Raw genomic sequence first — 18,757 nt, 5'->3', positions numbered from 1 at the left:
GCGACTCTCCGGCGCTCGGGGCGGTGTATGCGGCAGGGTGGGGCCACCGCGCGCCGCGTCGGCACGCCCGCTCACCACGGAGATCCCATGAAGAACGCCGTCCTGGCCGGCCTCGGTGTCCTGCTCCTCGTCACCGCGGCCTGCGGCGGTGACCCCGCCCCGTCGGAGACCGAGGACGGCAAGCGGATCGTCGCGTCCGTGTCCGCGGCGCTCATCGCCCCGGACCAGGGAGTCGGGTCCCGCGACGCCCGGTGCATCGCCCGACGGTTCGTCGACGACTTCGGCGTGAAGAAGCTGGTCTCCTCCGGGGTCGTCGGCAAGGACTTCGCCTACGACTCCTCGAAGCTCACCAGCGGTGACTCCGCCGCGATCGCCGACGGACTCGCCGCCGCACGGGGCCGGTGCCTGGAGGTGAGGGTCGCCGCCTCGATGGCGAAGGTGATCGGGACCGAGGGCGGACTGGTCAGCGACAAGAAGGCAGGCTGCGTGGCCCGGGACTTCACCCGCGCGGTCGGCCTGGAGAAGCTCATCGCCGGCCAGGTCGTCGACACCAAGCTCGGGTACGTCTCCAACGGCGCTCTGCAGGACCCCGCGAACGCCACGGCGTACGCGAAGGCGCTCTCCTCCTGCCTGGGTGAGAAGAAGGTGAGCGCGGCCGCGCAGAAGGCTGTCGAGGCGGCGTTCGAGGCAGGCAACGGCGGACCGACGACGACCAACGTGAGCTGCCTGGTCGGTGACTTCATGGACCGGGTCGGCGTCGGCGGCCTGTTCGCCAACCAGCTCGTGACCGACACGGGGGTCTTCAACACCGCAGGCGCCCGGTACGACGAGAAGTCGGCGACCGCGCTGGCCGACGCGATGCTCGGCTGCGTGGACGCCCTGAAGTCGGAGGCGGACGCGGCGGTGGCCTCGGACCCGGAGCTGGATGCCACGAAGCTCGAGGCCTGCCTGAAGAAGAACATCACGCCCGTCTACCTGCGGGACTACTTCCTGGTGAACCAGCTGCTCGGCAAGGACCAGAAGGCCCAGCACGCGGCAGCCGTGATCCAGAACCGCGCGAAGGCGTGCCAGCAGGAGCAGAAGTAGCAGGCGCGACCGGGGTCAGCTGGCGACGACCGCGATCACCCGGGACCGGGTTTCCGGGACCGCCCACGCCCGCGCCGTGCCCAGCAGCCGGTACGCCGACCAGCACCCGAACGGCACCGCGAGCAGGAGCGGCAACCGCCAGTCGGGGCTGAGCGCGCTCAGCGAGAACACCAGCCCGACCAGGGTGGTGCGCAAAGCGAGCCGCGAGCTGTAGCTCGCCATCACCACCGGCGGGGCCGGGGTGGCCCGCGCACTGCGGAGGTCGACGGCGTACGGGCTGGCGACCGACCAGTGCAGCGCAGAGGCGACCACCTGGGCGGAGACGACCACCGTCGCGGCGAGCACGGCGGCGAGCTCGGAGGACGTCGGCACCCCGGCGCGCACTCCGGCCAGCACGATCGTCAGCGCAGCTGCCACGACCAGGACCTCGAACAGCACGACGACCTTGGCGGCGAACGCGATCCTCGGGTCGGCCGGCAGCGAGTCGCGCCACAGCGCACCGCGTCCGTCGAGGCACCACGCGTTGACCCCGAACAGCAGCGCGCCACCGGAGGCCACCAGGCCCGGCAGGATGGTGACCAGGTGCCACTCGAGCGCGCCGGCCAGCGCCACCGCCCCGGGCATCAGCCCGAGGACGAGCAGACCGCGGCGCAGCGGCACCGCCCTCCAGATCGAGGCGCGGTCGATCCGCACCATGGCGACCAGGTCCGAGGTCGGGTTGGCGAGCGCGCGCCGGTGGCCCGACTCGAGCCGGACCTCCTCACGCATCGGCCGGAGCAGGGCCCAGCGCGCCGGGACGAGACCGGCCAGGACGACCCCGGCGCCGAGGGCCAGGAGCGCGAGCATCCCGAAGGTCCACGCGCCCCAGTCGCCGCCGCTGGCGCGGCCGGCGAGCAGGTAGATCCGGACCGTCGGGCTGTGGTCGAGCAGGGACGTCAGCCGGTCTGTCAGCACCAGGGCCCCCAGGCCGCCGCCCGCGAGGGCGACCAGGGCCCGCGCGGTGGCGATCCCGTGCACCCCACGGCGGATGCCCTCGAACGTCCACCCGACCAGCTGGCCGATCGCGGTGGCGACGACGATCCAGACCAGGACCGGAAGCGTGCTGAGCAGCAGGTTGTCCGGGCCGAGCACGTAGGACGTCGTGCCGAGCAGGGTCCAGGCCTGCAGCAGCCACGCGATGTTGAGCGGGGCGAGCAGCAGGGCTCCAAGGTGCTCGGTGACGGCCGAGACCGGGAACGCGACGAGCTGGTCCCGCGGGACGACCTCGCGTCCGCCGCCGGAGCCGATCGCTGCGAGCGCCGCCAGGACCGCGAAGCTCAGGTACAACGTGGGCAGCACCGCGACGAGGTCGCCGACGTGGTTGGCCTCGAGCGGTTCGCGGAGGTACGCCGGAACGACGATCGAGGCGACGGTGAGAGCGGCGACCAGACCCCCGCCGAGACGGAGCCGGCGGCCGGACTCCACGCTCATCCCCGTGCGCCGGAACTGCAGCAGCGCCTGCAGGTCACGGGCCCCTGCGACGAGGGGGCGCGGGTCAGTCCAGGAGCGAGCGGTAGGCACTGGCGCCGGCCTCCCCGGTGAGTGCGTGGGCGGCCATCTCGGCGACGGCCGATCCGCCGCGCAGGACGAGGGCCTCCTCGCAGACGTCGACAGCGAGGTCGCGCAGGTGGGTCGAGATCAGGACGGCGGCACCGCGGGACTTCGCCTCGGTGACGACCTTCTGGGTGGCCTCGACCCCGAGCGGGTCGACACCGTCGAAAGGCTCGTCGAGGAGCAGGACGCCAGGCTGGTGGAACGCGGCCAGCACGACCGAGAGCCGCCGACCCATGCCGTGGCTGAACCCCCCGGTGACCCGGTGTGCGACACCGGCGAGCTCGAACTGGTCGAGCAGGTCGCGCGCACCGTCCTCCCAGTCGGTCAACCGACGCAGGCGCGCAGCGAGCTGGAGGTGCTCCCACGGTGTCGCCCGCGGGACCAGACCGCCGACATCGGGGCAGTAGCCCGTCGAGCGCTTGGCCCTCAGCGGGTCGGTCCGGACGTCGACGCCGTCGACCTCGACGGTCCCCTCGGTCGGAGGGATCACCCCGGCCAGCACGCGCATGGTCGTCGACTTGCCGGCGCCGTTGCGGCCGAGCAGGGCCGTGGCCTGCCCGCCGTACGCCGCGATGTCGATCCCGCGGACTGCTTCGACGGTGCCGAAGCGCACCCACAGGCCGCTGATCCGGATCCGCTCATTTCTGACCATTCAGACATTCTGCCCTGCGGCCCGCTGACCTGGCAGCAAAGTGCACGTAAAAGCAGCCGACCTGGCAGCGAAGTGCACGTGCACTTTGCTGCCAGGTCAGCGTTCGTGATCAGGCGGGGAAGGACTCGCCCTTCTCCGCCATCTCGACCAGACGGGCGGTCGGCCGGAACCGCTCGCCGTACTTGTCGGCCAGTTCGTTGGCACGGGCGATGTAGCCGGTGATGCCCTTGCCGCCCTTGCCCTCGTAGCCGGTGATGAACTGGGCGGCACCACCGGTCAGCGCCGGGAAGCCGATGCCCATGATCGAGCCGATGTTCGCGGCGGCGGCAGACTCGATGACGCCCTCCTCGAAGCACTTGGCCGTCTCGAGGGTCTCGATGAAGAGGTACCGGTCCTTCAGGTCCTCGATGTCGGCCGGCTCGGGGTTGGACGGGAAGACTTCAGCGAGACCGGGCCACAGGTCGGCGCGCTCACCCTTCTCGTCGTAGTCGTAGAACCCGGCACCGCGGATGCGCGCCGGACGACCGATCTCGATCATCTTCTCGATGACCGCGACGCCCGGGTGGACCACGTAGTCCGGACCGGCCGCGTCCGCGGTCGCCTTGTTGATCTTGGCCATCAGCTCCATGTTGAGCTCGTCGGTGAGCTGCAGGGTCCCGACGGGGTAGCCGGCCTGCGTGGCTGCGCGCTCGACGGACATCGGGTGGACACCCTCACCGAGCATGGCCAGACCCTCGAGCACCATCGTGCCGATGACGCGCGAGGTGTAGAAGCCGCGCGAGTCGTTCACGACGATCGGGGTCTTGCGGATCGCGGAGACCACGTCGAGCGCCTGGGCGACCGCGACGTCGGAGGTCTTCGCACCCTTGATGATCTCGACGAGCGGCATCTTGTCGACCGGCGAGAAGAAGTGCAGGCCGATGAAGTCGGCCGGACGGCTGACACCCTCGGCGAGCTCGGTGATCGGCAGCGTCGAGGTGTTGGAGCACAGCAGCGCGTCAGCGTTGATGTGCGGCTCGATCTCGGCGAAGACCTTGGCCTTGAGCGCCGGGTCCTCGAAGACGGCCTCGATGACCAGGTCGGCGCCGGCAGCGTCGGCCGGATCGGCGGTCGGGGTGATCAGGCCGAGGATCTCGGCCTTCTTCTCCTCGGTCATCTTGCCGCGCGAGACGGCCTTGGAGAGCAGCTTGTCGGAGTACGACTTGCCCTTCTCGGCGGCCTCGACGGAGATGTCCTTGAGCACGACCTGGATGCCCGCACGTGCAGCGGAGTACGCGATGCCGGCGCCCATCATGCCGGCGCCGAGGACCACGGCCTTGGTCGGCTTGTACGTCGGCACGTCCTTCGGCCGCAGCGACCCGCCGGAGATGGCGGACAGGTCGAAGAAGAACGACTGGATCATGTTCTTCGCGTTCTGACCGGTCACCAGGCTGGTGAAGTACCGCGACTCGATCTTGCTGGCGGTCTCGAAGTCGACCTGCGCACCCTCGATGGCCGAGGCCATGATCGCGCGCGGCGCCGGGTACATCGCGCCCTTGGTCTGCTTGCGAAGCAGCGCCGGGAACGCCGGGAGGAAGCCGGCCAGGGCCGGGCTCGACGGCGTACCGCCGGGCATCTTGTAGCCCTTGCGGTCCCACGGCTGGGTGGCCGCGTCGGGGTTGTCCTTGTTCTCCAGGATCCACTTCTTGGCGGCCGGGACGAGCTCGTCCTGGGTGGCGACCAGCTCGTCGACCAGGCCCTTGTCCTTGGCCGCGGCCGGCTTGAAGCGCGGACCCTGCAGCAGGATGCTCATCAGACCGTCCTGGATGCCGAACATCCGGGTGATCCGGGTGACGCCGCCGCCACCGGGGAGCAGACCGAGGGTCACCTCGGGCAGGCCGAGGTCGATCTTCTTGTCGTCCACCACGATGCGGCGGTGACAGGCCAGCGCGATCTCGAGGCCACCGCCGAGGGCGGCACCGTTGATCGCAGCGACGACCGGCTTGCCGAAGAGCTCCAGCTTGCGGAGGTCCTCCTTGATGCCCTGGCTCATGGCGTAGAGCACCTCGGCGTCGTCCGGGGTGGCCGACATCATGCTCTTCAGGTTGCCGCCGGCGAAGAAGGTCTTCTTCGCGGACGTGATGACGACGCCGGTGACGTCGTCCTTCTCGGCGTACAGGCGGTCGATGGCCTCGACCATCGACTCCTTGTACAGCTCGTTCATGGTGTTGGCGGACGCGGTCGGGTCGTCGAGGGTGAGGGTGACGATCCCGTCCGAGTCGCGCTCGTACTTCACAGCAGATTCAGTCATGGGTATTTCCTTCTACGTTCAGGGGTCTCGGCAAGCTCGACCACCGGGGTGGGAGAACTCAGACGAGTTCGACGATGGTCGCGATGCCCATGCCGCCACCGACGCAGAGGGTGGCGAGGCCACGCTTCTGGTCGCGGCGCTCGAGCTCGTCGATCAGGATGCCGAGGATCATCGCGCCGGTCGCACCCAGCGGGTGACCCATCGCGATAGAGCCACCGTTGACGTTGGTGATCTCGTCGGTGATGCCCATGTCCCGCATGAAGCGCATGGCGACGGCCGCGAACGCCTCGTTGATCTCGAAGAGGTCGATGTCCTTGACCTCGAGGCCGGCCTTGGCCAGCGCCTTGCGGGCGGCCGGAGCCGGACCGGTCAGCATGATCGTCGGGTCGGCGCCGGAGACGGCCGTGGAGATGATCCGCGCCCGCGGGGTCAGGCCGAGGTCGACACCGACCTGCTCGGTGCCGAGCGCGACCAGGGCCGCACCGTCGACGATGCCCGAGGAGTTACCGGCGTGGTGGACGTGGTTGATCTTCTCGACCCAGTGGTACTTCTCTAGGGCGACGTCGTCGAAGCCCGCGTCGTTGCCGATGCCGGCGAACGACGGGTTCAGCTTCTGCATGCCCTCGACGCTCGACTCGGGCTTGATGAACTCGTCGCGGTCCAGGATGGTCACACCGTTGCGGTCCTTGACCGGGATGACGGACTTGTCGAACAGGCCGTTGGCCCACGCCTTGGCGGCACGGTGGTTGGACTCGACGGCGAACGTGTCGACGTCCTCGCGGCTCCAGCCCTCGAGGGTGGCGATCAGGTCAGCACCGATGCCCTGCGGCACGAAGCCGGCGGCGAACGCGGTGGCCGGGTCGGACGCCCAGGCGCCACCGTCGGAGCCCATCGGGACGCGGGACATCGACTCGACACCACCGGCGAGGATCAGGTCCTCGAAACCGGAGCGGACACGGCCGGCGGCCTGGTTGACGGCCTCCAGGCCGGACGCGCAGAAGCGGTTCAGCTGGACGCCGGCGACGGTGTCGGGCAGGCCCGCAGCGAGCGCGGCGGTCTTGGCGATGTCGCCACCCTGGTCGCCGATCGGGGACACCACGCCGAGCACGACGTCGTCGATCCGGTTGGTGTCCAAGCTCGGGTTGCGCTCCTGCAGAGCGTCGATCAGACCTACGACGAGGTCGACGGGCTTCGTCCCGTGGAGCGAACCGTCCTTCTTGCCCTTACCGCGCGGCGTGCGGATGGCGTCGTAAACAAAAGCTTCAGGCTGTGCCATGACCGTCCCAACTAGTCGTTGAATGGGGTGGAGCGTGATCCGAGCGCGCCGGAGAGGCGGCCGCGCCGTCTCCCATTGTGACAGTAGAACTGTCAACGTCAATGGGCAGGTTGCTGTGGGCCACGTCACGGGTGCTTGCCGCCGCTCCACAAGGCCGCTGAGCTCAGTTGAACGCGTCGATGCCTGTGACGCAGGCGGGGAGGCCCAGCTTCTGCGCGGGATCAAGCACCACCGCCGGGAACCGGTCGCCGTCGTGGCCGCGCGCCTCAACGGCGTCGCGGAAGGCATCGAGCCAGGCGCCGACCTCGGCTGATCGACGGTCCGGCGGAGTCAGCCGCTCCAGCTTCCTCAGCAACCGACCCGGTTCCTCGCCGGCCTCCTGGATCGCCGTGTCGACGCCGTACTCGTCCTCGACGGCGTCAGCCGCATCGCGGTCGGACTGGATCTCCGCCATCCGCTTGATCGAGGCCTGGCACGCCCGGGACGCATCCGAGCGGAAGTCGTCGAGAGGCTGGGTCTTGTCGCAGCCGGTCAGCACGAGCAGCGCGACGACGGGAACGACGATCAGGCGGCACACCCCACGACCGTAGTCGTCCTTCGGGCCAGCACACCGGCACCTGAGGAGGAGGCGACCCGGTTGTCCCAGCCGGGAGACTGTGCGCATGCCGAAGAGTCGATCACGCCTGACCCGCCGCGGGATCGTCCTGCTGGCGGCGCTCCCGCTGCTGGTCGCACTCGTCGTCGTGGTGGTCGCGCGGCAGCTCGGCGAGTCCGACTGCACCGTCGAGGTCGGCACGCGGTCGGTGGATCTCGACCAGGACCAGGCGGAGCGCGCGTCGCTCGCCGTCGCGAAGGTCGTGCGGGCATCAGGGTCGGCGCGCAGCGCGGCGAAGGCGGTCACCTCGAGCACCGGACTCGTCGGTCCGGCGGCTACCGTCGTCGGCGGCGCGCTCAGCGGGCGGGACCGCGGAGCGCTGTTCTGCCGGTACGGCGGGGGCGGCTCGGAGTCCGACAAGCTCAATGTCGCGGGTCTCACTCACCGCGCCGCGGCGGTCCGCACCGACATGGCGAAGCACTTCGGTTCGCTCCCGCTCGGCGGCTTCGCCCCGGGTGGCGTGAACAGCGGCCACATGGTCGGCTCCGCGCACTACGAGGGGCGTGCGATCGACGCGTTCTTCCGACCGATCACCAAGGCCAACAAGCAGGACGGCTGGGCGCTCGCGCAGTACCTGGTCGCGAACGCAGACCGGCTCGCGCTCGCGACCGTCATCTTCGACGGCCAGATCTGGACCGCTCGTCGGGCCGGCCAGGGATGGCGCCCGTACGCCGTCAGCCACCGGAACCGGTCGACGAAGACCATCAAGATCCTCGAGCACCGCGACCACGTGCACGTCGACGTGGCCGACTGACCGGCGTAGGTTCGAGCCGTGCTCAAGTGGATCGCCGCCTCCGTCGGGGCCGTCGCCCTGGCTGCAGGGCTGCTGCTCTTCGAGCCGTGGCGCGCGTTCACCAGCAGCGAGGTCGACGAGGCGGCGCCGATGAGCGAGCGGCTACCCGCCACCGCGGCGCCCTCGGCAACGGGCAGCCCGGCGACCGCTCCACGGCAGGACCGCGTCCTGTCGACGGGCGAGTTCGTCGATGCCGAGCACGGCACCGACGGCACCGCGAAGGTCCTCGAGCTCGCGGACGGTCGTCGCTTCCTGCGCCTCGAGGGGCTCTCCACCTCCGACGGCCCTGACCTGCACGTCTGGCTCTCCGACGGGAAGCCCGGCGGGTCGTGGGGCAAGTACGACGATGACGAGTACCTGCGCCTCGGCAAGCTCAAGGCCACGAACGGCAACCAGAACTACCGGATCCCCGACGGCGCCGACCTGAGTCGCTACCGCTCAGCGGTGATCTGGTGCGACCGGTTCAACGTCGCCTTCGGGACCGCGCCGGTCCGCGTGGCCCAGGACGGTCCGACCGGGGCCAGCTGATCCGGCGAAGAACCTGACCCTGGCGCGTAACGAAAGCGGGCTCCGCATCGTCTGCTCTCCGGACCGTTTCAGGGGAGGCACCGATGCGCAGCACCACCACGGTCGCGGCCGTGCTGGTGGTTCTCGTGCTCCAGTCCTGCGGGAGCAGTGACGCGGGCCGCCCTACGGTGGACGACATCATCGCCGCGATGCCCCGGTACGGCGACGGCACCCGCGCCTACGCGCGGTGCATGGCGGAGGCGCTGCACGCGTCGGCGCTGAGCGACGAGACCTTGAGGGCGATGATCGCGGACGAGGACTACGAACCGCCTGTCGCCCAGCGCACGACCGTGCGCGCGGTCAGCGGTCAAGCCTTGTCGGCGTGCTCGCACGAGCTCGTCGACAACAGCCCCGTTCGTTGACGCGGAGGCCGTCAGCCCTTCTGGAAGAGCACCCGGTACGCGTTCGAGTATCCGTGCTTGCTCGCGTACGACGCGGTGGCCTTGTCGATCACCCCGGCCGCGAGGTACAGCGGGATCGAGACCAGCACGCCCACCTTGTGCCACAGGTTGCGGAGCTTGCTCGGCGGCCCTGACTTCCACGGCACATCGGTGTTGCCGAACCAACGCTCCGACCACATCGCCACCGCGCCGAGGACGTCGATCGGCCAGTGCGGCTCCTCGGTCTGTCGCTCGACGGTCCTGAGACCGACCTCCTCCGCAGCCCGGCAGAGGTTGTCGATCGGCATCAGGTTCAGGTGCTGCGGCTGCAACCACGGAACCCAGTACTTGCCGAGCACCCGGCCCCACCGGCTCTCCGGGTTCGGGAGCTCGATGACCAGGTGACCACCCGGGAGCAGAACCTCGGCCGCTGCAGCGAGCTCGACCTTCGGGTCCAGGGTGTGCTCCATGTAGTGAAACATGCTGATCGCATCGTAGGTCTCGCTCAGCTCAGCGACCATCTCCGGGAAGATGCCGGTGTGCGCCTGCGAGACCCAGCCGTTCGCCTTGGCGATCTCCGCGCCCTCGCTCATGTCGAGCCCGTGGAAGTCCGTCTCCGGCAGCACCGCCGCTGCCTCGCGGCAGAAGTGACCGTGGCCGGTCCCGACGTCGAGCCAGCGGGTGGGCCGCGCGTGCTTGGCGACGAGCTCAGCCCGGTTCGCGCAGACCTCCGTTGTTCGCCTCGAAGGTCGCGGCCATCCGTTCCTCGCCGAGGCCGTCGTACAGGTCGCGGTAGTAGAAGTCGAGCCCTTCGCTGTTCAGGCGTGGGTTCTGGAACGTGTGGTGGCAGTCCTGGCACTCGTCGAGCACGAAGGTGCCGGGCTTGTGCTGGACCAGGTCCGGAGTCTTCAGGCGCTGCTTGAGCCTCGCTCCCCCGCACCAGGGGCACTCCGTCCTGCGCGGCTCGAGAAACCTGTCGGTCCCCCCGGCGAGGTCGGCGAGGTACTGCGGCCGAAGGGTCGCGACGGCGTCGGGCCCAGCGGGGGAGACGGAATTCATGGCGTCAGTTTAGGGGCGCCCCGCTGTCGTGGCGCCGCAATGGTCAGGCTGCAGCCTTGTTGCGCGCAGCCTGACGATCGCGTGCCTCGATCGCGCGGCGCACCTTCGCCCCGCCCGTCGTCATCTTGTACAGCTTGGCGAGCTGCTTCGGCGCGTTGGCCGGCGTGGTCTCCGCGAGCCAGCCGTTGGGCAGCGAGAGCCGGACGATCTTGTGCCAGGCCGAGTACACCTGCTTCGGCAGCGACCCGGACGTGTAGGTCAGCTCGTACTTCTCGAAGAGCGCCTGGACCTTCGGAGCGATCTCGGCGTACCGGTTGCTCGGCAGGTCCGGGAAGAGGTGGTGCTCGATCTGGAAGCTCAGGTTGCCCGTCATCAGGTGCATCGCCGGACCGCCGGAGATGTTGGCGGAGCCGAGCATCTGTCGCAGGTACCACTCGCCGCGGGTCTCGCCCTCGATCGAGGCCTTCTCGAAGGTCTCGACGCCCTCGGGGAAGTGGCCGCACATGATCACCGAGTGCGTCCACAGGTTGCGCACGACGTTGGCGGTGAAGTTCGCCGCCAACGTGGGCAGGAACGACCCGGTGGGAATCGACAGCGCCGGGTGCACGACGTAGTCCTTGGTGGCCTGCTGACGGATCTTCGCCCATGTCTGCTTGGCCTTGGCCTTGAACTCCGGGCTGCGCTTCTCCTTCGGAACCGCCAGGTTCTTGCCGAGCTCGAGGTCGTACGCCGCGATGCCGTACTCGAAGAAGCAGGCGTTCACGAAGTTCCACAGCGGCTGCGCCAGGTAGAACGGGATCCAGCGCTGGTCCTCGTCGACGCGCATGATGCCGTAGCCGAGGTCGTTGTCCTTGCCGACGACGTTCGTGTAGGTGTGGTGCAGCTCGTTGTGCCCGTGCTTCCACTGCTCGGCCGGGCTGGCGTTGTCCCACTCCCAGGTCGTCGAGTGGATCTTGGGGTCACGCATCCAGTCCCACTGGCCGTGCATGATGTTGTGCCCGATCTCCATGTTCTCGAGGATCTTGGCGATGCTCAGGCCGGTGGTGCCCGCGAGCCAGGCCGGCGGGAAGATCGAGAACAGCAGCAGCGCACGGCTGCCCGCCTCGAGACCGCGCTGGGTCTTGATGACCTTGCGGATGTACGCCGCGTCGGCGGCACCGCGGCTGTCCAGGACGTCCTGGCGGATGGCGTCGAGCTCGATGCCGATCTGCTCGATGTCCGCCTCGGTGAGGTGGGCGATCGGGTTGTCGGGCTTCTTCTGGATCGTGGTCATTTCTTGCCTCCCAAGGTGCACGGCCCGGCGGCCGCGGTGATGCAGGTCTGGATCGGGACGCCGCCGGCGGCCGAGCTGATCGGGTCGGCGGTGGTGATGGCGCCGTTGCGCAGGTCGCGCACGGCCCCTTCCTCGAGCGGGACGACACAGCCGAAGCAGACGCCCATCCGGCAGCCGCTCGGCATGAGGACGCCGGCGGCCTCGGCGACGTCGAGGAGCGGGGTGGCACCGTCGGCCTCGACGGTGACGTCGCCGATGGTGAGCGTCCCGCCGTCACCGGCGTCGATGAAGGACGACCGGAACTGCTCGGTGAACAGGGTCAGTCCCGCCGCCTCGTGGTGCGCAGTGATCGCGTCGAGCAGCCCGCCCGGCCCGCAGGCGTACGTCGTCCGCTCGGCCAGGTCGGGCACGAGCTCACTGAGCTCGGCGACGTCGAGGACGCCGTGCTGGTCGTCGTACCGGGCAACGAGGCGGATCGCGCCGTGGGCACCGAGCTCGCGGAGGTTGTCGAGGAAGATCGACTCCGGCTCGCTCGGTGCGACGTGGACCACGACGATGTCGAGGCCCGCGCTGCGCGGCAGGTCGACGACACCCGAGTCGGTCACCGGGAACAGGTTGCGCAGCATGCCGACGACGGGGGTGACACCCGAACCCGCGGTGACGAACAGCAGCCGCGTGGTGGTGGCCAGGTCGAGGACGAAGTCGCCCGCGGCCTGCTCGAGGTGCACCAGGGTCCCCGGGACAGCCTGGTGCACGAGGTGGTTGCTGACCTTGCCGTCGGGCACGGCCTTCACGGTGATCGAGATGTGCCCGTCGGCACGGGGACCGTGGGTCAGGGAGTACGCGCGCCACTCGCGGACGCCGTCGACGTCGAGGCCGATGCGGACGTACTGACCGGGGACGTGACCCGCCCAGTCCGCTCCCGGCTTGAGGACGATGGTCGCCGCGTCGCGGGTCTCCGGCTGGACGGCGACGATGCGCGCTCGCAGCTCCGTCCCGGAACGCAGCGGCGCGACCAGGTCGAGGTAGTCGGCCGGCACCAGCGGGGTGGTCGCGGCCTCGGCGAGGCGCGTCAGCCGGTGGCGCAGCGAACGCTGCGGCGCTGCCGGAGTCATCAGTGCTGGGGTCATGGCTCAAGCCTGACTGCCGAGCGGATCAAATGCATGACCTCATCACGTGAATCGACCGCTACTCTTTGTTCGTAACGAACAAAGAAGGGGTGTTCTGGTGAGCGCAGCGCGCGACGAGATGGCCCTGCGCCTGCCTGCCGAGGTCGCCCAGCAGATGCGGCGCGACATGGCCGGGGTCGCCGAGCAGACCATCGGCGCGGTGATCACCGAGGTGCCGAGCTACCGGGACCCGTTCAAGGGCCAGATGGGCCGCAACATCGAGACCGCGGTCAAGGTCGCGCTCGACGGGTTCCTCGACCTGGCCTCCCGCGCCGAGGGCATCGATGCCGGCGAGCAGATCGAGGCCGTCCTCGAAGCGGCGTACGCGCTCGGGCGCGGCGAGGCGCGCAGCGGTCGGACGATGGACGCGCTCGCCCAGGCCTATCGCGTCGGCGCCCGCGTCGCTTGGCGCGAGATGAGTGCCGCCGCGGTGAACAGCGGCCTGGAGGCGACCCAGCTCGCCCGTCTCGCCGAGCTCGTGTTCGCCTACATCGACGAGCTCTCCGACGCGAGCGTCAGCGGGCACGCCGACGAGCTGGCCACCTCGGGCCGCCTGCGTCAGAGGCGCCTCGACCGGCTCGCCGTGCGCCTCGTCGAGGGATCTCCCGAGGCCGACCTGGTCGCCGCGGCGGAGCGTGCCGACTGGGACCCGCCGAAGCTGCTCACTGCCGTCACGCTCCCTGATGCCAAGTTCCGGTCGCTGCGCGGCCAGCTCGACGCTCGCGCCCTGCACGTGCCCGACGAGACCGCGGCGCAGGACCTCGGACCCGGGTTCACCGTGGTGCTGGTCCCCGTCGGCACCGGCCGTGCGCGGGCGTCGATGCTCCGGGTCATCGAGGGCGCGGACGCGATCATCGGACCGCCACGGCCGTGGTCGCAGGTGCGGGCGTCGTACTCACGCGTGGTGCAGACCCACCGCCTCGGCCTGGCCGGCGACACCGATGACCACCTCGCTGACCTCGTGGTCGGCGCGGACGCCGAGGCACGCGTCGACCTGCGCACCAAGGTTCTCGAACCGCTCGGCGAGCAGAGCGAGGCCTCGCGCACGAAGCTGACCGAGACGTTGCGAGCATGGCTGCTGCACCAGGGCCGGCGCGACGACATCGCGGCAGCGCTGTTCGTGCATCCGCAGACGGTGCGCTACCGCATGGGTCAACTGCGCGACCTGTACGGCGACCGGCTCACCGATCCGGACTTCGTCAGGGAGGCGACGATCGCTCTGGGGTGAGCGTGGCCTGCGCCTTGCGTGCGACCAGGAGCGCAGCGCCCGACGCCAGCAGCAGCCACACCGTCGCAACCGCGAAGACCGGGAGCTCGAGCAGCACGCCGTACACGTCGCGCCAGTTCAGGGCCCACACACCGAAGAGCCCCGCGCTGACGATCGCTACCGTCAGCGGCTGCAGGTCCCGGAAGCGCGGGAAGAGTGCCGCGAGTCCGATCGGGATCATTCCCAGCGCCATCGCGTAGTACGGCAGCGTCAGGCCGAACGCGACCCCGAAGGAACCGCCACCCTCGAGCTCGTCGATAGCGGCGGCGTCCGACGGCGAGTAGCGCAGCCCGTAGCCGAGGACGAGCCACCCGGCGACGAGCAGGATGCCGGCGCATGCACGCGACGCGTACTCGGCGCGGGTGCTTCGTGACCCGGGCTTCACGGCTGCCCGTGGGCCAGGAAGTCGGCAGCGTTGCGACGCAGCCGGAGCTTCCGCAGCTCCGAGGCGACCATCAGGACCGCGACAACGCCACCGCCGACGAGAGCATCACCGACCACGGCAGCCTGACCAGTCACCCACCACGCCACGGCCAGCGCCGAGAGGTAGCCGAGCAGGACCAGCACGTAGTCCCGGCCTTTCATCGCGGCGTACTTCTCCATCACACGGTCGTGCTCGGCCCGGGCGTCCACCACGGCAGCCTACGCCCGATACGAGCGCTTTGTCGGTTTCCGACCTAGGTCAGGACGAGAAGACCGAGCACGCACAGCACGCTGATCACCAGCGCAGCCAGCCAGCTGCCGGTCGCCCAGACGACGAAGCCGAAGACGACCACGAGGACCAGCGCCAGCAGGGCGACGATGATCCAGGCCGTGCGGAAGTCGTCGTCGTACTTCAGCCCGGTGCGCCAGCCCATGGGGTCAGTCTGCCCCACACCGGTCCTGGCTCAGCCGACCTCGGGCTGGACCGCGGCGCCGCTCTCGATGAGGGCGTCGACGTTCTCGATGCCCCAGGCCGCCAGGGCGTCACGGGTGTGCTGACCGGCTCCTGCAGCCGGGGGCAGCGACAGGCTCGCCCCGGTGCGCGAGAACCGCGGCGCGGGCTGCGGCTGGATGAAGCCCTCGTGCTCGACGAAGACCTCGCGGCTCTTCATGTGCGGGTGCTCGAACGCCTCGGTCAGCGGGATGATCGGCGCGACGCAGGCGTCGGTGCCGTCGAAGACCGCACACCACTCGGCCTGCGTCTTCTCCTTGAACTTGGCGGTGAAGACGTCGCGCAGCTCGTCGACCTTGTCGAAGTCCCAGCGGTCCGGCGCGGTCGCCCGCACGTCCAGGAGGTCCAGGAGGATCTCGTAGAACTGCGGCTCGAGAGCACCGACCGACATGTGCTTGCCGTCGGCGGTCTCGTAGATGTCGTAGTACGGCGCGTAGCCGTCGAGGAGGTTCGCGGCGCGCTCCTCCTTGTAGTTGCCGCCGGCGAGGAAGGCAGCGGTCATCGCGTTGAGGTTCGCGGTGCCGTCGACGATCGCGGCGTCGACGACCTGTCCCTTGCCCGAGACCTTCGACTCGAGCAGCGCGGCGAGGATGCCGACCACCAGGTACATCGAGCCGCCACCGAAGTCGCCGACCAGGTTGGTCGGGAACTGCGGACGGTCCTTGGTCTGCCCGAGGCCGAAGAGGGTGCCCGTGATGGCGATGTAGTTCATGTCGTGACCCGCGGCGTGGGCCCACTCACCCGTCTGACCCCAGCCCGTCATCCGGCCGTAGACGAGCTTCGGGTTGCGCTCCCAGCACGCGTCGGGACCGATGCCCATCCGCTCGGTGACGCCCGGACGCATGCCCTCGACGAGAACGTCCGCGTCCTCGACGAGCTTGAGCACGGTCTCGACGGCGGCAGGGTCCTTGAGGTTGAGCGCGACGCTGGGACGACCGCGGTTGAGGAAGTCGTGGCTGCCGCCGGTCAGCGCCTGGCCGCCGGGGCGCTCGATGCGGATCACGTCCGCGCCGAGGTCGGCCAGGATCATGCACGCGTGCGGGCTCGGGCCGATGCCGGCGATCTCGACGACCTTGACGCCCTTGAGCGGCCCCGTGCCCTGTCCCAGTTCAACTCCAGTCATGCGGCTGATCATGACAGATTTACTGTCACGGTTGTCCAGGGGTCCCGACGATCGTCGTTCCGGCGTACGGCGCGTGGCTGCGGTTGATCGCGGCTATCGTTGCGGCGTCAGCCGGCTCCGCCCGCCGGCTTCTCCCCCTGGCTAGGAGCATTGGTGACCCCCTGCGATTGCTGCGGATCCTCCGACTGGAACCCGCTGTTCGTCGAGAACGGCATCCAACTCGGCAAGTGCCCGCACTGCGACCTGCACTCCATCGAGCACATCCCGGACGCCGACGCGCGGATGACGGAGATGGAGGAGGGCCACTACGCCGGCGACCTGGAGGTGCTCGACGCCGAGAGCCAGATGACCATGGAGAAGGTGATGGCGTCGATGTTCCAGCGGTACGTCGACATCGCGAAGCCCCTGGTCCCCGGCGGTACCTGGCTCGACATCGGCTGCGGCGCGGGCCTGCTCATCGGGCTGGCCCAGAAGGCCGGGTACACCGGCGAGGGGCTGGAGCTGAACGCGGCCCGCCGCGAGGCGGCCATCAAGCAGACCGGGGTCACCGTGCACTCCGAACCGGTCGAGCTGCTGAAGCTGCCCGACGACAGCTACGACGTGATCTCCCTGATCAACGTCTTCTCGCACCTGACCTCGCCGACCGAGACGCTCGCCGAGCTGCGCCGGATCCTGAAGCCGGGCGGCGTCCTGGTCATGGCGACCGGCGAGATGACCGACGGCGTGCAGAAGTCCCACGTCTTCAACTGGAACCTCGGCGACCACCTGTACTTCCTCGGCGACCGCACCATCGACGTCTACGCGAAGAATCTCGGGTACGACGTCGTGGAGCACCGCCGCGCCTGGCTGCCCGACGAGATGTTCTCCAAGGAGTGGCTGACGGTGAAGGGCCGGTCGAGCGCGAAGAACGCGATCAAGACCGCGGTGCGGATCACCCCCGGCGGACTGAGGCTGCTGCGTGCGGTGATGCTGCGCCGGCAGGCCGACAGCAAGGCGCACTCCGGCGTCTTCGCGCTGCGCCCCTCTGCAGGCTGAGCCTTCGCTCAACCGACGGTAGGCGGAAGCACCCGCCGCAGGAACTCCCGGGTGCGCTCCTCGCGCGGCGCCGAGAAGATCTGCGACGGAGGGCCCTGCTCGAGGATCCGCCCCTGGTGCAGGAAGCACACCTGCGTCGCGACGTCGCGCGCGAACGCCATCTCGTGCGTGGCCAGGATCATCGTCATGCCCGCTTGCGCCTCGGCCCGGACGATCTCGAGCACCTCACCCACGAGCTCGGGGTCCAGCGCCGCAGTGATCTCGTCGAGCAGCAGCAGCTTCGGTTCGGTGCACAGCGCCCGGACCAGGGCGACCCGCTGCTGCTGACCGCCGGAGAGCTGGTCGGGATAGGACTTTTCCTTGTCGGCCAGCCCGAAGCGTGCCAGGAGGTGCCGTGCGCGCTCCTCTGCCACCTTCTTGCTGATCCCACCGACGCGGACCGGGGCCAAGGTGCAGTTCGCCAGCACCGAGAGGTGCGGGAAGAGGTTGTAGGCCTGGAAGACCATGCCGACGTCACGGCGTACCGACCGGGGGTCGACGCGGGGGTCGGAGATCTCGTTGCCCTCGAAGAGGATCGCACCGTCGTCGATCTCCTCGAGCAGGTTCAGGCATCGCAGCAGCGTGGACTTTCCCGACCCCGACGAACCGATCAGGCAGATCACGTCGTGCTTGTGCACCGTCAGGTCGATGTCGTGCAGGACGACGTTCGTGCCGTAGGACTTGCGGAGGCTCTGCACCTCGAGCAGGACGTCGTTCATCGGCCTCGCTCCCGTCGCAGGGCCCGTCGGCCGAGGAAGTCGGTGAACCTCGCGAGCGGGACCGTCAGCGCCAGGAAGAACAGACCGGTGACCAGCAGCGGGGTGTAGTTGAAGTTGTAGTTGCCGTAGTCCTGCGCGGCGAAGAGGGCCTCGAAGACACCGACCGAGGCGACCAGCGAGGTGTCCTTCTGAAGCGACACGAAGTCGTTGAGCAGCGGCGGTGCGACCCGGCGCAGCGCCTGGGGCAGGACGACGTACCGGGTCGTCTGTGCTCGACCCAGGCCGAGCGCCTCCGCACTCGAGATCTGCGAGGGGTGGATCGAGTCGATACCGGCGCGGATCACCTCGGCGACGTACGCGCCGTAGCAGAGCACCAGCGCGAAGATGCCGAGCGTGGTGACGTCGGTCGGCACTCCCTCGATCCCGAGAGCCGGGATCCCGATGCACGCGATGAACACGACCAGCAGCGTCGGCAGCCCGCGGAACACGTCGGTGTAGATCACCGCGACGATGCGCAGCGGCGTCAGCCAGGGCGTGACGGTGTTGCGCGTGACCGCGACGAGCGTGCCGACCACGAGGATGATCACCTCGCCGATCACGAACATCTTGACGTTGATCCAGAAGCCCTTCGCGATGTCGGGGAAGGCCTCCTTGGCGTGGTGCCAGGACAGGAAAAGCTCCTTGAACCGCTCCCACCCGGGGGAGGTCCCCACGATCGTCGCCACCGCGATCGCGGCCAGCACCGTGATGCCGGCCGCGATCAGGAACTGCTTGCGCCGCAGGCCGCGGCGTACCTGCTGACGTTCCAGCTCACGTGGGCTCGGCGCCCACGCGTCGGTCACCGAGG

20 protein-coding genes and 1 pseudogene are annotated in these 18,757 nt (G+C 69.5%); 6 read left to right on the top strand and 15 right to left on the bottom strand.

Going from position 1 to position 18,757, the window contains the following annotated elements:
• Positions 1-87: 87 nt before the first annotated feature.
• Positions 88-1,086 (top strand): hypothetical protein, encoded by a 999-nt coding sequence (locus ABIE44_RS09990; RefSeq protein ID WP_209718726.1) that lies wholly within the window; start codon positions 88-90, stop codon positions 1,084-1,086.
• 15 nt (positions 1,087-1,101) lie between these two features.
• Here ABIE44_RS09990 and ABIE44_RS09985 read toward each other — a convergent pair whose 3' ends face one another.
• The 5 genes from ABIE44_RS09985 to ABIE44_RS09965 form a co-directional block, all read right to left on the bottom strand.
• Positions 1,102-2,646 carry a hypothetical protein gene (locus ABIE44_RS09985; protein ID WP_209718729.1) on the bottom strand — a complete coding sequence of 515 codons (1,545 nt, stop codon included), beginning with the start codon at positions 2,644-2,646 and terminating at the stop codon, positions 1,102-1,104.
• Positions 2,621-3,331 (bottom strand): ABC transporter ATP-binding protein, encoded by a 711-nt coding sequence (locus ABIE44_RS09980; protein WP_209718733.1) that lies wholly within the window; start codon positions 3,329-3,331, stop codon positions 2,621-2,623. The genes ABIE44_RS09985 and ABIE44_RS09980 overlap by 26 nt, the downstream gene beginning before the upstream one ends.
• Before the next feature lie 109 nt (positions 3,332-3,440).
• Complete coding sequence (locus ABIE44_RS09975) at positions 3,441-5,621, bottom strand: 3-hydroxyacyl-CoA dehydrogenase NAD-binding domain-containing protein (protein ID WP_209718736.1); 2,181 nt, start codon at positions 5,619-5,621, stop codon at positions 3,441-3,443.
• A 58-nt stretch (positions 5,622-5,679) separates the two neighbouring features.
• The gene (locus tag ABIE44_RS09970; RefSeq protein WP_209718741.1) at positions 5,680-6,897 is read right to left on the bottom strand and encodes an acetyl-CoA C-acetyltransferase; all 1,218 of its coding nucleotides are present in this window, start codon (positions 6,895-6,897) and stop codon (positions 5,680-5,682) included.
• Positions 6,898-7,060: 163 nt separating this feature from the next.
• Complete coding sequence (locus ABIE44_RS09965; protein WP_209718744.1) at positions 7,061-7,474, bottom strand: hypothetical protein; 414 nt, start codon at positions 7,472-7,474, stop codon at positions 7,061-7,063.
• Between the two features lie 85 nt (positions 7,475-7,559).
• Here ABIE44_RS09965 and ABIE44_RS09960 point away from each other — a divergent pair, with 85 nt between their 5' ends.
• From ABIE44_RS09960 to ABIE44_RS09950, 3 genes are all read left to right on the top strand, one after another.
• The gene (locus tag ABIE44_RS09960; protein ID WP_209718747.1) at positions 7,560-8,306 is read left to right on the top strand and encodes a VldE C-terminal domain-containing protein; all 747 of its coding nucleotides are present in this window, start codon (positions 7,560-7,562) and stop codon (positions 8,304-8,306) included.
• A gap of 18 nt (positions 8,307-8,324) precedes the next feature.
• Positions 8,325-8,873, top strand: a complete 549-nt coding sequence (locus ABIE44_RS09955) for a DM13 domain-containing protein (RefSeq protein WP_209718749.1) — start codon at positions 8,325-8,327, stop codon at positions 8,871-8,873.
• Positions 8,874-8,956: 83 nt separating this feature from the next.
• The gene (locus tag ABIE44_RS09950) at positions 8,957-9,274 is read left to right on the top strand and encodes a hypothetical protein (protein ID WP_209718753.1); all 318 of its coding nucleotides are present in this window, start codon (positions 8,957-8,959) and stop codon (positions 9,272-9,274) included.
• Between the two features lie 11 nt (positions 9,275-9,285).
• Here the strand turns inward: ABIE44_RS09950 and ABIE44_RS09945 are convergent.
• The 4 genes and pseudogenes from ABIE44_RS09945 to ABIE44_RS09930 all read right to left on the bottom strand — a co-directional run.
• A pseudogene (locus ABIE44_RS09945) lies at positions 9,286-9,975 on the bottom strand (class I SAM-dependent methyltransferase); the annotation flags it as partial.
• 25 nt (positions 9,976-10,000) lie between these two features.
• Entirely contained in the window at positions 10,001-10,351 is a 351-nt protein-coding gene (locus tag ABIE44_RS09940; protein ID WP_354437976.1) for a hypothetical protein, read from the bottom strand.
• 43 nt (positions 10,352-10,394) lie between these two features.
• Positions 10,395-11,624, bottom strand: a complete 1,230-nt coding sequence (locus tag ABIE44_RS09935; protein WP_209718759.1) for a fatty acid desaturase family protein — start codon at positions 11,622-11,624, stop codon at positions 10,395-10,397.
• Positions 11,621-12,754: a ferredoxin reductase gene (locus tag ABIE44_RS09930; RefSeq protein WP_209718762.1), complete on the bottom strand. Its 1,134-nt coding sequence runs from the start codon at positions 12,752-12,754 to the stop codon at positions 11,621-11,623. Before ABIE44_RS09930 ends, ABIE44_RS09935 begins: the two co-directional genes overlap by 4 nt.
• Positions 12,755-12,851: 97 nt before the next feature.
• Between ABIE44_RS09930 and ABIE44_RS09925 the strand changes: the two genes are divergently transcribed.
• A complete protein-coding gene (locus ABIE44_RS09925) occupies positions 12,852-14,021 on the top strand; it encodes a PucR family transcriptional regulator (RefSeq protein WP_354437975.1) in 1,170 nt (389 codons plus the stop codon).
• Here ABIE44_RS09925 and ABIE44_RS09920 read toward each other — a convergent pair.
• Genes ABIE44_RS09920 through ABIE44_RS09905 form a run of 4 tightly spaced genes read right to left on the bottom strand, consistent with a single transcriptional unit; the run spans position 13,993 to position 16,117 of the window.
• Positions 13,993-14,445, bottom strand: a complete 453-nt coding sequence (locus ABIE44_RS09920; protein ID WP_209718765.1) for a hypothetical protein — start codon at positions 14,443-14,445, stop codon at positions 13,993-13,995. The two genes, ABIE44_RS09925 and ABIE44_RS09920, sit on opposite strands and share 29 nt — an antisense overlap.
• Positions 14,442-14,693 carry a hypothetical protein gene (locus tag ABIE44_RS09915; RefSeq protein WP_354437974.1) on the bottom strand — a complete coding sequence of 84 codons (252 nt, stop codon included), beginning with the start codon at positions 14,691-14,693 and terminating at the stop codon, positions 14,442-14,444. The genes ABIE44_RS09920 and ABIE44_RS09915 overlap by 4 nt, the downstream gene beginning before the upstream one ends.
• A gap of 44 nt (positions 14,694-14,737) precedes the next feature.
• Positions 14,738-14,917, bottom strand: coding sequence for a hypothetical protein (locus ABIE44_RS09910; RefSeq protein ID WP_209718771.1), 180 nt, complete (start codon positions 14,915-14,917; stop codon positions 14,738-14,740).
• Positions 14,918-14,947: 30 nt separating this feature from the next.
• Positions 14,948-16,117, bottom strand: coding sequence for a CaiB/BaiF CoA transferase family protein (locus tag ABIE44_RS09905; protein ID WP_209718774.1), 1,170 nt, complete (start codon positions 16,115-16,117; stop codon positions 14,948-14,950).
• A gap of 153 nt (positions 16,118-16,270) precedes the next feature.
• On the opposite strand from ABIE44_RS09905, the gene ABIE44_RS09900 reads away from it, so the two are divergent.
• Positions 16,271-17,152 carry a class I SAM-dependent methyltransferase gene (locus ABIE44_RS09900; RefSeq protein WP_209718777.1) on the top strand — a complete coding sequence of 294 codons (882 nt, stop codon included), beginning with the start codon at positions 16,271-16,273 and terminating at the stop codon, positions 17,150-17,152.
• An 8-nt stretch (positions 17,153-17,160) separates the two neighbouring features.
• Here the strand turns inward: ABIE44_RS09900 and ABIE44_RS09895 are convergent, their stop codons facing one another.
• Both ABIE44_RS09895 and ABIE44_RS09890 read right to left on the bottom strand, forming a co-directional pair.
• Positions 17,161-17,910 carry an amino acid ABC transporter ATP-binding protein gene (locus ABIE44_RS09895; RefSeq protein ID WP_354437973.1) on the bottom strand — a complete coding sequence of 250 codons (750 nt, stop codon included), beginning with the start codon at positions 17,908-17,910 and terminating at the stop codon, positions 17,161-17,163.
• Positions 17,907-18,752 (bottom strand): amino acid ABC transporter permease, encoded by an 846-nt coding sequence (locus tag ABIE44_RS09890; RefSeq protein WP_354437972.1) that lies wholly within the window; start codon positions 18,750-18,752, stop codon positions 17,907-17,909. Before ABIE44_RS09890 ends, ABIE44_RS09895 begins: the two co-directional genes overlap by 4 nt.
• Between the last annotated feature and the right edge of the window lie 5 nt (positions 18,753-18,757).

The organism is Marmoricola sp. OAE513 (assembly GCF_040546585.1).
In the GTDB taxonomy this organism is placed as follows: domain Bacteria; phylum Actinomycetota; class Actinomycetes; order Propionibacteriales; family Nocardioidaceae; genus Marmoricola.
This window is presented reverse-complemented; position numbering and strand designations above follow the sequence as displayed.